Below are 12,445 nucleotides of genomic sequence, written 5' to 3'. Positions count from 1 at the left end.
GCCGCGCCGGATCGTCAGATGTGGAGCTTGGTGACCTTGGTGCCGCTCACCGACAGGTCGCCCATCAGGCCTGCGTTGGTGAGTACCAGCACTTCGACCGGCGCGGTGGCCGTGTTGGTGTCGACGGCACCGTTCGCGCCGACCTTCACGACCGCGACCGACGCGTCGGCGCCGGCCGACCAGCCGTCGGACTTGCGGAACTGGTCGAGCGCATCCTGCGTCATGAACAGGAACACGACCGCCTTCGACTGCGCGCCGGCCTGCAGGCCGACCGACAGCGACGACGTGTTGTAGTACCCGACGGTGCTGCCGCCGACGCGCAGTGCGCCGTTGCCGGACTGCGCGCCGACGATGAAGCCGGCCTGCAGCACGTTCGGGAACACCAGCACGCCGCGCGCCTTCGATACCAGGTCACGCGAACCGGGCACCGTCGAATAGAGGCGCGACAGCGTCGCGTTCACGCTCGAGTCGATCGACTCGCGTTTCGATGCGCTGGTCGCTGCGTTGTCGGGTCTGTCTCGCGTGGTGGTGCAACCGGCGAGGGCGAGACTGCCGAGCATCACGGCTGCGGCGGCTTTCAGTGCGAGGGACTTCTGCATGGCGTTTCTCCTTCGTTGTCGGGTTGAGGACGGACGGGATGACCCCGCTCAACGGCGGGAAAGGAGCAGGCCCGCGACGAATGCGAGACCCGCGACGACGCCCGCGGTCTGCCACGGGTTGTCGTGCACGACCTGCGATACGCGTTCGGCCGAGTCGCGCAGCCGCGCGGCTGCGGTGCCCGACGCGTAGTCGAGCGTGCTGCGTGCCTCGTCGAGCCGCGACTGCACGCGCTTGCGCAGCGCGGCGATATCGCCGTCGCCATCGTTCTTCAGCAGGTCTTCCAGTTCATCGACCAGCCCGCGCAGATCGTCGGACACGTCCGCATGCAGGTCGCGGGCAGCCGCGCGCGTCGTACGTCCCACGCGCCGGCCCGTGCGACGGATGTCGGACAGGCCGCGGTCCAGCTTGTGTTCGATCGAGTCGGTGAGCGCCATGGTGTTTATCCTCCTTCGTTTGATTTGCAGGCCAATTTGAAGATAAGACGAATCCCAGCGACTAGTGTGATTCACATCAGCCAATTGAGTTTCGAGATAAATTTTCAATTCGCCGGCAAGCTTCCCGGGAAGCCCCGCTCCATGGGGCGGGGCGGCGGTTGAAAAAATTTCGCGATCGGCCGAGGCGGCGTAGCGGGCTCGTTGCACGAAGCGAAAGTCCGGTAAATATGGCGTCGCCCGATGAATCAGGTAAATAGTGCCGTTGCACGCGTTCTGTTGATGCAATTGCACTAATCGCCATGTAGTCGTCGAGCACGCTCCGTGCCCGCAGCGGTTCAGCGCGCGCCTTCGTCCAGCGCAACGTCGATGACGACGGGATCGTGGTCCGACGAACGGTATGGACCCGATGCGTAATAGGCCGCCTGATGCGCCGGCGTTTTGTAATCGGGCACGGATTGCAGTGCAACGGGCTCGTCGGCATTGATGTGCCATGTCTGCACGGCTTTCACGCGGGCGGCAAGCGGCGACGTCGCGAGCGCGTGATCGAGGTTGCCCGCTTCGCCGCGGAACACATAGCTGTAGCCGGCGTGGCCGGCGAAGCGCGCGACGAGATTCGTGTAGCCGCGCGACGCGAGCGCGCGCAGCGGATCTTCGTGCGCGTAGCTGTTCAGGTCGCCGATCAGCAGCACCCCATCGGCCGCGGCACCGGTCGGCGACGTCGCGAGCCACGCGGCGATGCGTTCGGCCGCGCGCGTGCGCGTCGCGTTCCAGCAGCCCTGGCCGTCCGACTGGTCGAGATCGGGGCCGGCGGCGCGCGGGCAGTTCTTCGACTTCAGGTGATTGACCGCGACCGTGAATGCGCGGGTGCCGTCAAGACGTCGAAACGTCTGCGCGAGCGGCGGCCGGTTCCGGCCGTCGAGCGCGACGGTCGACGCGCGGCCGACCGGTTCGATCGTCCGGCTGTCGTACAGCAGCGCGACCGCGATCGCGTCGCCACCGAGCCGCGCGATGCCGGGGTCGACCGCGCGCCAGCCGGCGCCGAGCCGGGCCGCGAGCTGCTGCACGGCGCTTGCGTGGCCGTAGCCGTTGTTCGCGATCTCCATCAAACCGATCACGTCCGCGCGCAGCGCTTGCAGCGCGGCGACGATTTTCGCTTCCTGTCGCGCGAACGCGGCGGGCGTCTTCGCACCGCGGTTGGCCCGGTCGTCGAAGCCGCCGCCCGCGCCGTCGCCGTTGAAGTAGTTGAACACGTTGAACGACACGACGCGCACGTCGGCTTGCGGATGCCGTGGCGGCGCATCGGTCCGCGGATTCGGGGCGGCGTCGAATACCGGCGCCGACGCCGGTACGGGCTGCAGCCGCCAGGTGCCGTAACGCTTCTCGAGCACGCCGTCGACGCCGCGAACCGTGTAGCCCGCGCGCAGCGTGTTGGCCGCACTCAGCGCGGGCGGCGGATAGCGGGCGGTCGCGGGATCCACGCGGCTCGAGCCGTCGTCGAGCACGATCCGGTTGCGCGCATTGACCGACGCCTGCGCGGCGGCCTTGGCCGGCGGGACCACGTGAGTGGGCACGTACAGGCGGCCGTGGCTGAGCACGATGCTGCCGTAGCGGCCGAGCTCATGGGTGTCGCTGACCGTCAGCGTTTGCGGAAACCGCACGCGCATGCCTTCATGCGCGGCGAACACGGCCTCGTCGTCGACCGGCAGCAGCAGCGATGCCGGCGTGACGGTCTGCCCGCGTGCGCAGACGGCCGCGTGGCCCGACAGCGCCAGCTGCGTGCGGCCGTATTTGTGCTCGATCCGGCCGGTGATGTGCACGAGCTCGCCCGGACGGACGCGCGCGTTCGGCGCGTAGACGAACATCCCTTCCGGGACGCCGGGCCGGTGCCGCCGCTGCGCGTCCGCCTGCTGGACGAAGAACCCGCTGAAGCCGCCGGCGCCGCCGAATGCCGCGGTGACGACTGCTTCGATCGACGTGGTGCGGCCGGCCAGCGGCGAGCGGCCGCCGGGATGCCGGATGTCGGCGATCGCCATGGCGGCGCCGCCGCAGTCGGCGCTGACCGGCAGCGCGGCGATGGCGGGCGCGGCGCAAAGGGCGAGCGAGGCGGCGAGCGCGAACGGCGGCAGCAGGCGTGACATGGAGCGTTCCCCAGGAAGAAAATTCGAAAGTTCGGGAAAGCATCTTGACGGCAAAATCACGTGCTGCGGTCGAATTGGCCATCAGGCCAGTGCCGAACGGCCAACGATGACGGCACAGCCCGCCGGGGCTGTTACGCTTCGCATCTGACGCGTCATTCCGGCCTGCGCTTCGAACGCTTGTACGCACGGCCCAACAGGAGATCTCCATGTCCTACATGCTGTTGATTGTCGAACCGACCGGCCAGCGCGCCGAGCGCACGCTCGAAGACGGGCAGGCGCTGTACGCGCGGATGGTCGATTTCGCCGAAACGCTGAACGCGCGCGGCGTGCTGCGCGGCGTCGAGTCGCTGGAGCGTTCCGAACGCGCGACGCGCGTGCAGGTGCGCGACGGCGAGACGCGCCTCGTCGACGGTCCGTTCGCCGAGGCGAAGGAAATGGTCGGCGGCTTCTTCATCGTCGACGTCGGCACGCGGGAGGAAGCGATCGAGATCGCGCGCCAGTGCCCGGCCGCGCAATGGTGCACGGTCGAAGTGCGTGCGGTCGGCCCGTGCTTCCTGTGACGGCCGCTTCTCGGTGTTAACCCGGATTCGTCGTTTCGCACGTCGATCCGGCGGTCTGCTGCCCGTCGTCTGTACAAGGCGCCGATGAACGGACGCCCCTTCCACCGACGACAAGGAGTGAACGATGCGATTCATGATCATGATCCGGGCGAACGCCGTCAGCGAGTCCGACGCATTGCCGGACAACCGGCTGGTCGAGGCAATGACGGCCTATCACGAGGAACTGGCCAAGGCCGGCGTGCTGCTCGACGCGAACGGCCTGCGGCCGAGCGCGCGCGGCTGGCGCGTGCGGTACACCGGCGGCAAGGGCACGGTGGTCGACGGCCCGTTCGCGGAAACCAAGGAGCTGATTGCCGGCTATACGCTGATCCAGGTGCGTTCGCGCGACGAAGCGCTCGAATGGACGCGCCGGTTTCCCGCACCGTTCGGCGCCGAGATGGACTGCGAGATCGAGGTACGGCCGCTGTTCGAACTCGACGATCTGACGCCGAGCGACGCGGTCGAGCGATTCCGCGACCTCAACGTCGGGCGCGGCCACGCCGTCTGAACCCGTCGCGACCAGGAGCGATCTTCATGCACAGGACGGTGTTCATCAACCTGCCGGTGGCCGATCTGCCGCGTGCGACGGCGTTCTACGTCGCGCTCGGCTTCGGCGTCGTGCCGGCCTACACGACGGGGCAGGGCGCCTGCATCCGCGTCAGCGACGCGATCTTCGTGATGCTGCTCGTGCGGCCGTTTTTCCAGACCTTCACCGGCAAGACGCTGGTCGAACCGGCGACGCACGTGCAGGCACTGCCGTGCCTGTCGTGCGACAGCCGTGCCGAGGTCGACGCGGTCGTCGCGAAGGCGCGGGCGGCGGGCGGCGCCGTGCCGCGTCAGCCACAGGCCTATCCAGGCATGTACACCCACGACTTTGCCGACCCGGACGGCCACGAATGGGGGCTGGTCTACGCGGAGCGGGACGCGGCCGGCCAGGGGCCGGCGTCGTGACGCGCGAGGCGACCCATCGTGCGATCGAGGCCGTCTGGCGAATCGAGGCGCCGAAGATCATCGCCCGCGCCGCGCGCGTGGTGCGCGACGTCGGCGTGGCCGAAGAGCTTGCGCAGGACACGCTGGTTGCGGCGCTCGAGCACTGGCCCGTCGACGGCGTGCCCGACAACCCGGCCGCGTGGCTGATGACGGCCGTGAAACGGCGCGCGCTCGACCGGGTCCGGCAGGAGTCGCTGCACGCGGCGAAGCGCGACCAGCTCGGTCATGAAATGGACGCGCTCGAAGCGCACGTGGTCCCCGACATCGCGGACGCGCTCGCCGATGCGCGCGACGACGATATCGGCGACGACCTGCTGCGGCTGATCTTCACGTCGTGCCATCCGGTGCTGTCGACCGACGCGCGCGTCGCGCTGACGCTGCGGCTGCTCGGCGGGTTGACCACGGGCGAGATCGCGCGCGCGTTCCTGTCGCCGGAGCCGACGATCGCGCAGCGCATCGTGCGCGCGAAGCGCACGCTCGCGGCGGCGCGCGTGCCGTTCGAGGTGCCGGCCGCCGCCGCTCGGCCCGCGCGGCTCGCGTCGGTGCTCGAAGTGATCTACCTGGTCTTCAACGAAGGCCATGCGGCGACTTCCGGCGATGACTGGACCCGCCCGGCGCTGTGCGACGAGGCGCTGCGGCTCGGCCGCGTGCTGGCCGGGCTGATGCCGGACGAAAGCGAGGTGCTCGGGCTCGTCGCGCTGATGGAACTGCAGGCGTCGCGCATGCACGCGCGTACCGATGCGCAAGGGCGGCCCGTGCTGCTGCTCGACCAGGACCGCAGCCGCTGGGATCCGCTGCTGATCCGGCGCGGCCTCGCGGCGCTCGACCGGGCGGCGAAGCTCGGCGGCGTGCGCGGCCCCTATGCGCTGCAGGCGGCGCTGGCCGCGTGCCACGCGCGGGCGCGGCACGCGTCGGAAACGGACTGGGCGCAGATCGTCGCGCTGTACGACGCGCTGGCCGAAGTCGCGCCGTCGCCGGTCGTCGAGCTGAACCGCGCGGTCGCGGTGGGCATGGCGTTCGGGCCTGCCGCGGCACTGGAAATCGTCGACGCGCTGCGCGACGATCCGGCGCTCGCGCGCTATCACTGGTTGCCGAGCGTGCGCGGCGACCTGCTGGCGAAGCTCGGCCGCGCGGACGAAGCGAAGGCGGAATTCCGCCGCGCGGCCGAATTGACCCGCAACGAGCGCGAAAGGGAATTGCTGCTGAAGCGTGCGACGGATGCGTGACGCATGATTTCCGACGCGACGGATCGAATTTCCGCTGCGCCGCCCGTCGCAAGCCCCAAGCCCCAAGCCCCAAGCCACAAGCCACAAGCCACAAGCCACAAGCCACAAGCCGCAAGCCCCAAGCGGCAAGCCGCAAGCCGCAAGCCGCAAGCCGCAAGCCGCAAGCCGCAAGCCGCAAGCCGCAACTCCGTCCCCGATTCCCCACCTTCCACTATCGCGCGGATTGAAAAAGCCTATTGGGGGATGCGAACGCCAGCGCCTAGATTAAAGAGCACGATACGTGCGCGCTCTGCGCACGTATCGTTCCCCACATCCATCATCGGCCCGGCTTCGCACGCGGCCGCGCCGACTCGAACGGAGGCGCAAATGGCTCAACTCAAGGGCAGCAAGACCGAAGAGAATCTGAAGGCCGCATTCGCGGGCGAATCGCAAGCGAACCGGCGCTATCTGTATTTCGCTTCGAAGGCCGACGTCGAAGGCCAGAACGACGTGGCCGCGCTGTTCCGCTCGACCGCCGAAGGCGAAACCGGCCATGCGCACGGCCACCTCGAATACCTCGAAGCCGTCGGCGATCCGGCGACGGGGCTGCCGTTCGGCTCGTCGCGGCTGAATCTCGAATCGGCGATCGCCGGCGAGACGCACGAATACACCGACATGTATCCGGGCATGGCCAAGACCGCGCGCGACGAAGGCTTCGACGAAATCGCGAACTGGTTCGAAACGCTGGCGAAGGCCGAACGCAGCCACGCGAACCGCTATACGAAGGCGCTGGACGCGCTCGTCGACTGACGCGAGCCGCCGCAAGGCCGCACGGCCGGCGCGGAAGGTCCCGCGGCGGCCGTGCGTCGGTCGCTGCCCGCTGCGCGGGCGGCGCGTCCGCGCACATGCGCGCCAAGCTGGAGCGCCCCCATGCCCCACAAGGAAGGCAGCCTCGAAGCCCCGACCCGGCATCCGCTCGACTGGCAGTCCGAATCGTTCTACGACCAGGCCGCGATCGATGCGGAAATGACCCGCGTATTCGACATCTGCGCCGGATGCCGGCGCTGCGTGTCGCTGTGCGGCGCGTTTCCCGCGCTGTTCGATCTCGTCGACGACACGCCGATGGGCGACATCGAGGAAGTGTCGAAGGACGCGTTCGGCAAGGTCGTCGACCAGTGCTATCTGTGCGACCTCTGCTACATGACGAAATGCCCGTACGTGCCGCCGCACGCATGGAACGTCGACTTCCCGCACCTGATGCTGCGCGCGAAGGCCGCGCGCTACCGGCGCGGCGAAGCGCCGTTGCGCGACAAGGTGCTGTCGAACACCGACGCGCTCGGCCATTTCGCCGGCATTCCGATCGTCACGCAGACGGTGAACGCGGTGAATCGCACGCCGCCCGCGCGCCACGCGCTCGAAGCGGCGCTCGGCGTCGATCGCAACGCATGGCTGCCGGAGTTCGCGCCGCGCAAGTTCCGCCGCGCCGCGAAGCGCTCGGACGGCCCGCCGGTACGCGACGGCGAACGCACGCCCGGCAAGGTCGCGATCTACGCGACCTGCTACGTGAACTTCAACGAGCCGGGCATCGGTCACGACCTGCTCGCGATCCTCGCGCACAACGAGATTCCGTACGAGCTCGTCACCCGCGAAGCCTGCTGCGGGATGCCGCTGCTCGAGCAGGGCAACCTCGCGGGCGTCGCCGCGAAGAAGGCCGTGAACATCCCGGTGCTGGAGCGCTACGCGCGCGAAGGCTACGCACTGATCGGCGCGATCCCGAGCTGCGTGCTGATGTACAAGAGCGAACTGCCGCTGATGTTCCCCGACGACGAAGCCGTGCACGCGGTGGCCGATGCGTTCTGGGATCCGTTCGAATACGTGATCGCGCGGCATCGCGACGGTTTGCTGAAGACGGACTTCAAGCAGGGTCTCGGCACCGTGTCGTATCACGTGCCGTGCCACGCGCGCGTGCAGAACATCGGCCGCAAGACGGCCGACACGCTGTCGCTCGTGCCGGATACGCGCGTGAACGTCGTCGAGCGCTGTTCCGGGCACGCGGGCACGTTCGGCGTGAAGAAGGCGTTCCATGCGGACGCGATGCGCATCGGCACGCCGGTGTTCAACGCGATGGCCGAGCCGCAGCCGGATTTCGTGTCGTCGGACTGCGCGCTCGCCGGCCATCACATCGCGCAGGGCATCGATGAGAAGGGTCTGCCGGCCGCGCCGCTCGCGCATCCGTTGACGCTGTTGCGCCGCGCGTACGGTATCTAAGCCCTTCGAACCGGCTTCCGTGCAAACCCATCGACGCCATCCGACGACATCCAAGGACATCCAAGGACATCCCATGACGCTGACCCGCGACTCGCTGCTGACGCTCGAAGCGTACGCGAAGATCCGCAAGGCCGAACACGCGCGGCTCGTCGCGTACAAGCGCCGCCGCGCAGTGGTGCTCGGCAATCACCTGCGCCTGCTGTTCGAGGACGAGACCACGATCCGCTATCAGATCCAGGAGATGCTGCACATCGAGAAGATCTTCGACGAGGCCGGCATCGAAGGCGAACTGGAAGCGTATCTGCCGCTCGTGCCCGACGGCACCAACCTGAAGGCGACGCTGCAGATCGAATACGAGCACGAGGCCGAACGGCGCGCGGCACTGTCGCGGCTGATCGGCGTCGAGGATCGCGTGTACCTGCAGGTCGACGGCCATCCGGACGTGTATGCGATCGCCGACGAGGATCTCGACCGCGACAACGCGGAGAAGACGTCGGCCGTGCATTTCGTGCGCTTCGAATTGAGCGGGCCGGTGCGCGCGGCACTCAAGGACGGCGCGGCGCTGTCGATCGGCTGCGACCATCCGGCCTATACGGTGGCACCGCAACGCGTGGATGCCGACGTGGCCGCCGCGCTCGCCGGCGATCTGCGCTGACGCGGTCGTTGCCGGGGCAACGACCGCCGCACATCCGTACTGCTCGCCGAGGATGTAACAAGCCTGTCCGCGCTTGCATGCCGGGAAACAATGTGCATTGCACGTCAGCGCGCTTTCATCACTCGAAGAGAAACAATAAAAAGATTGTGCACGGAGATAATTCAGTTCCGCCGAATTTGAACGATTTACCGATCCGTGAATATCTTGTTACGAAATTTCCCCTGATTTACCGATTTTAGGCGGCAGTCGCGCAGATTGTTACCGCCGAGGGTCGGAACACCGCCCAACGGCCGCCCGCCGGCACGGCGACGCACCCCGCAGAGCCCCGCCGGACGGGGCTTCCCAGCGCCGTGCATAACGATCGCGTAAAAAAATTCAAGCATAAATGGATCGCGCATCCTTGGCAGGTTGTTTCAGTGCGTAACATTAAGTCATTGTCATATTGAGATAAACCCTGACGATGGTATGCTTCGTGCACAAAAATTCCCACATTGGAGTGAGACCGTGATTTGTGCGCCATTGCCGGGAATGGCGGCACCGTGAAAGTGCGGTGTCGCGCCGGCATGCACAACAATCGGATAACCATAATGTGCAACCGGGTCGCCCCGTGACGCGATGCGTGACGACGGCGCCGACAATCGCAGCCCCGGCCTGGCTGCGTGGAGAAATCAACTATGTTCTTCGATGAGCTTAACGATGAAGAGTGGTTGCGTCTTTCAGCGCTGATTGCCGACGAACCCATCCGGTTGAACCGCCGGGGCCGTCCACGTGCGGAGCCGCGCGTGGTCGCCAACGCGGTGCTGTGGATCCTGACCACCGGTGAAGCATGGTCGAAACTGCCGGGACGCTATCCGTCCGGGCCGACGTGCCGCCGCCGCTACGAAGAGTGGCTCGCGAACGGCACGCTGCTGCAGATGATCGACGTGCTGACGCAGTTCAGCGGGCGCACGTTCGCGTATGTGCCTCCGCCGCCCGTGCCGGCCGCGCCGGCATGCCGCGCTGAACCCGTGCCCGACAACGATCGTCTGCGCGGGGTGTTCTGGCAGAACCCCGAGTCGTGGCAGCTGCCGGTCGCGCAGACGAACGCGTGGAACGGCGAAGGCGCGACGCGCACCGCGATGCCGGCCGACGACGCTGACCAATCGTCGGCCGTGTCGTTCTCGGTGCCGGGCGCGCAGCCGGCAGCGCTGCGCCACGGGCGTCCGTCCGCCGCGAGCTTCGCGTCGGCCGAGCCGCAAGTCGACGACTATCGCGGCTATACGATCTACGGGACCGCGCAGCCGGTGCAGAACCTGATGTACCGCGCATGGGCCGAGATCATGCAGGACGACCGCCGCGTCGAGCGTTCGGGCCTGATCGGCCCGCGCTTCACCGACGCGGAAGAGGCGGAGCAGTACGCGCTCGACTGGGCGCGTCAGTGGATCGACCGCCACGGCGCGAGCGACGAACCGGCGCGCGCACCGCAGAACGAGGTGCTGGCAGGCCTGTCGGCGCTGGCGCGTGCGGAGTCGGACATCAAGCGCTTCATCGCCGAGCGTCGCGCGGGCGTGCTGGGCGAAAGCCGCAACGACCCGGTGCAATCGGAGCGCCGCGAGTATGCGTATCGCGTAGGTTGAGCGTCGTCCGGACGACAACGCGCGGGTCATCGTGGATCACGATGCCCGCGCGTTTTTTTGTGTCCGATGCGTGCATGCGATGCCGGGCGCCTGATTGAAGCGCCCGGCATGCAGCGCGTCACTGGCGGCCGTAGGTATCGTCGAAGCGGACGATGTCGTCCTCGCCGAGATACGCGCCCGACTGCACTTCGATCAGCTCGAGCGGCATCTTGCCCGGGTTCTCGAGACGGTGCGATACGCCGAGCGGAATGTACGTCGATTCGTTCTCGGACAGCAGGAAGGTTTCTTCGCCGCGCGTGATGCGCGCGGTGCCGCGCACGACGATCCAGTGTTCGGCGCGGTGGTGGTGCATCTGCAGCGACAGCCGCGCGCCCGGCTTCACGACGATGCGCTTGACCTGGAAGCGCTCGCCGTTGTCGACGGAGTCGTAGTGGCCCCACGGACGATGGACCTTGCGGTGATCGGTCGCTTCCGCGCCGCGTTCGGCCTTGATGCGGCCGACGATCTTCTTCACGTCCTGCACGCGGGATTTGTCGGCGACCAGCACCGCGTCGGGCGTTTCGACGACGACCAGGTTCTGCGTGCCGACGCACGCGACGAGCCGGCTTTCCGAATGCGCGAACGTCGATTCGGCGTCTTCGAACAGCACGTGGCCGCGGCCGACGTTCTCGGCGTCGTCCTTCGGCAGGATCTGCCAGATCGCGTCCCACGAACCGACGTCCGACCAGCCCGCATCGAGCGGCACGACGACGCTTTCGCACAGCTGCGGATGGTTGGCGAGCCGCTCCATCACCGCATAGTCGATCGAGTTCGACGGCGATGCGGCGAATGCGTCGCGATCGACGCGGAAGAAGTCGCCGTCTTCCTTGCCGCGCGCGACGGCCTGTTCGCAGGCCGCGTAGATCTCGGGTTCGAACTGGCGGATCGCGTTCAGCCACACCGACGCGCGCACGATGAAGATGCCGCTGTTCCACCAGTATTCGCCGGATGCGACGTACTGCTGGGCGAGTTCGAGGTGCGGCTTCTCGACGAAGCGGTCGAGGCGGCGCACGTCGAGATTGCCGGTGCCGGCGTCCCCGAGCGGCGCGCCGACGCGGATGTAGCCGTAGCCCGTTTCGGCCCGGCCCGGCACGATGCCCATCGTCGCGATCTTGCCCTGCGCCGCGCAGTGCACGCCGGCCGCGACGGCCGCGTGAAAGCGCGGCTGGTCGGCCACCGCGTGGTCGGCCGGCATGACCGTCATCACCGCGTCGGTGCCGCCGGCGACGATCCGCAGCGCGGCGAGCGTCAGCGCGGGCGCGGTGTCGCGGCCGAGCGGCTCGAGCATGATCGCGCCGCGCTTGCCGGTCAGGCGCAGTTGTTCGGCGGTCGTGAAGCGGTGATCCTCGCCGCACACGATCAGCACGTCGTCGTTCAGCGGATGCCCCGTCGTGAGGCCGTCGAGGCGCAGCGCGGTGGATTGCAGCAGCGAGTGATCGCCGAGCAGGCCGATCAACTGCTTCGGATAGTGTTCGCGCGACATCGGCCACAGACGCGTGCCCGAACCGCCGGCAAGGATCACCGGCTGCACCGCGACGCGCGACGCGGCGTCGGTTGCGGCGGAAGAAGAAGGGCGCGTATCGGCTACCACGGCCGGAGCATTCATGATGACACTCTCCTCGGTTGAAGTCAGTGCCGTTTTGTAGCATGAAGTAAATCGACAATAAAACCGGCGTTCTTCGCGCGATATTCATCGCGCACTCGTCGCGCACGTATCCGGGAAACTTTTCCGCGATAGTGTCGGGGGCAAACAAAAAAATAAAAAATAATTCGGCGAGCCGGGCTGGCAGGCCTTCCCGTAAGGCGTTGGCACGAACCGTAAAGTTGCCGAAATATTCCCGGTTCGCACGCGATTCGGGAAAACGTGCCGAATTAATTCAAGAATATCGCGGCAAGAATTT

The 12,445-nt window shown here is 67.4% G+C and carries 12 protein-coding genes; 8 read left to right on the top strand and 4 right to left on the bottom strand.

Going from position 1 to position 12,445, the window contains the following annotated elements; genetic code table 11:
* Positions 1-14: 14 nt before the first annotated feature.
* The 3 genes from Q3A80_RS03560 to Q3A80_RS03550 form a co-directional block, all read right to left on the bottom strand.
* Positions 15-599 carry a BPSL1445 family SYLF domain-containing lipoprotein gene (locus Q3A80_RS03560; RefSeq protein WP_446327688.1) on the bottom strand — a complete coding sequence of 195 codons (585 nt, stop codon included), beginning with the start codon at positions 597-599 and terminating at the stop codon, positions 15-17.
* A gap of 48 nt (positions 600-647) precedes the next feature.
* Positions 648-1,034 (bottom strand): DUF883 family protein, encoded by a 387-nt coding sequence (locus Q3A80_RS03555; protein ID WP_446327808.1) that lies wholly within the window; start codon positions 1,032-1,034, stop codon positions 648-650.
* Between the two features lie 335 nt (positions 1,035-1,369).
* The gene (locus Q3A80_RS03550) at positions 1,370-3,172 is read right to left on the bottom strand and encodes an ExeM/NucH family extracellular endonuclease (protein WP_446327687.1); all 1,803 of its coding nucleotides are present in this window, start codon (positions 3,170-3,172) and stop codon (positions 1,370-1,372) included.
* A 206-nt stretch (positions 3,173-3,378) separates the two neighbouring features.
* On the opposite strand from Q3A80_RS03550, the gene Q3A80_RS03545 reads away from it, so the two are divergent.
* The 8 genes from Q3A80_RS03545 to Q3A80_RS03510 all read left to right on the top strand — a co-directional run bounded on the left by Q3A80_RS03545 (position 3,379) and on the right by Q3A80_RS03510 (position 10,505).
* Positions 3,379-3,732 carry a YciI family protein gene (locus Q3A80_RS03545; RefSeq protein WP_446327686.1) on the top strand — a complete coding sequence of 118 codons (354 nt, stop codon included), beginning with the start codon at positions 3,379-3,381 and terminating at the stop codon, positions 3,730-3,732.
* 124 nt (positions 3,733-3,856) lie between these two features.
* Complete coding sequence (locus Q3A80_RS03540; RefSeq protein ID WP_446327685.1) at positions 3,857-4,279, top strand: YciI family protein; 423 nt, start codon at positions 3,857-3,859, stop codon at positions 4,277-4,279.
* 26 nt (positions 4,280-4,305) lie between these two features.
* A complete protein-coding gene (locus Q3A80_RS03535; protein ID WP_446327684.1) occupies positions 4,306-4,722 on the top strand; it encodes a VOC family protein in 417 nt (138 codons plus the stop codon).
* Complete coding sequence (locus Q3A80_RS03530) at positions 4,719-5,987, top strand: RNA polymerase sigma factor (RefSeq protein ID WP_446327683.1); 1,269 nt, start codon at positions 4,719-4,721, stop codon at positions 5,985-5,987. The genes Q3A80_RS03535 and Q3A80_RS03530 overlap by 4 nt, the downstream gene beginning before the upstream one ends.
* 366 nt (positions 5,988-6,353) lie before the next feature.
* Positions 6,354-6,776, top strand: a complete 423-nt coding sequence (locus tag Q3A80_RS03525) for a rubrerythrin family protein (RefSeq protein WP_059466550.1) — start codon at positions 6,354-6,356, stop codon at positions 6,774-6,776.
* 120 nt (positions 6,777-6,896) lie between these two features.
* On the top strand, positions 6,897-8,234 hold the full coding sequence (locus Q3A80_RS03520; protein WP_446327682.1) for a heterodisulfide reductase-related iron-sulfur binding cluster: 1,338 nt from the start codon (positions 6,897-6,899) through the stop codon (positions 8,232-8,234).
* A gap of 73 nt (positions 8,235-8,307) precedes the next feature.
* A complete protein-coding gene (locus tag Q3A80_RS03515) occupies positions 8,308-8,889 on the top strand; it encodes a DUF3501 family protein (RefSeq protein ID WP_446327681.1) in 582 nt (193 codons plus the stop codon).
* A gap of 674 nt (positions 8,890-9,563) precedes the next feature.
* Complete coding sequence (locus Q3A80_RS03510; protein WP_446327680.1) at positions 9,564-10,505, top strand: transposase; 942 nt, start codon at positions 9,564-9,566, stop codon at positions 10,503-10,505.
* A 118-nt stretch (positions 10,506-10,623) separates the two neighbouring features.
* Here Q3A80_RS03510 and Q3A80_RS03505 read toward each other — a convergent pair whose 3' ends face one another.
* Positions 10,624-12,150 carry a mannose-1-phosphate guanylyltransferase/mannose-6-phosphate isomerase gene (locus Q3A80_RS03505; protein WP_446327679.1) on the bottom strand — a complete coding sequence of 509 codons (1,527 nt, stop codon included), beginning with the start codon at positions 12,148-12,150 and terminating at the stop codon, positions 10,624-10,626.
* Positions 12,151-12,445: the final 295 nt, after the last annotated feature.

It is taken from the genome of Burkholderia sp. SR8 (genome assembly GCF_052851275.1).
Note: the sequence above shows the minus strand (reverse complement) of the source record. Positions and strands in the feature narration are given on the sequence as shown.